The sequence below is a fragment of the Actinosynnema sp. NPDC023658 genome (genome assembly GCF_040639995.1).
In the GTDB taxonomy this organism is placed as follows: Bacteria; Actinomycetota; Actinomycetes; order Mycobacteriales; family Pseudonocardiaceae; genus Actinosynnema.
On record NZ_JBFAAX010001498.1, the window covers coordinates 1 to 623 of the forward strand.

Sequence of the window (623 nt, forward strand, 5' to 3'; positions counted from 1 at the left end):
CGACCCCGAGCACGTCCGAGTGCCGGTGGTGGTCGGGGAAGGCGGCGCGCAGGGCGTCGGGCACGGCGGCGAGGTCGTCGTCTCCGACGGTGATCTCCTCCGCGGTGCCGAGGCGACCCCAGGCCTCGGTCAGCACGGCCCGCAGCCGGGCGGCGACGCGCTCCCGGACCGGCTCGATCACCGCGGGCGCGCGGACGGCGCGCAGGTAGGTCGGGAAGTCCTCGGTCACCGCCGAGGCGTAGTGCTCGTGCAGGCCGCTCGCCGCGCACTCCGCGACCAGCCGGTGCAGCCGCAGCAACGGCGGCAGGTCCTCGTGCAGCACGCGCGCCACCCGTCCCCCGACCCGGAACGCCGTGTTGCGCTGGCAGTCCTCGTAGAAGGGCAGCCGCCCCGCGTACATCCGCCCGACCGCCCGGCTCACGTCGACGCCCGCGTCGGTGAGCAGCGACCGCGTCCGGTCGAGCAGGTCGCGCCGGGCGTCGGCGGAGGTCTCGTGCTCGAACCGGTCGCGCAGCGCCTCCAGCTTCGTCACCACCTCGACCGGGTGACCCAGGGCGCGTTCGAACGCACCCGGACCACCGCCCGGCGGCACCGGGATCTCGCGCCGCAACGCACCCGCCGTG

At 76.2% G+C, this 623-nt stretch carries 1 protein-coding gene; it reads right to left on the minus strand.

The genetic code is table 11. From position 1 onward, the window contains the following. Positions 1–623, minus strand: a 623-nt coding sequence (locus AB0G02_RS42075) for a hypothetical protein (protein ID WP_360806744.1), incomplete at both ends; no start/stop codon positions are given.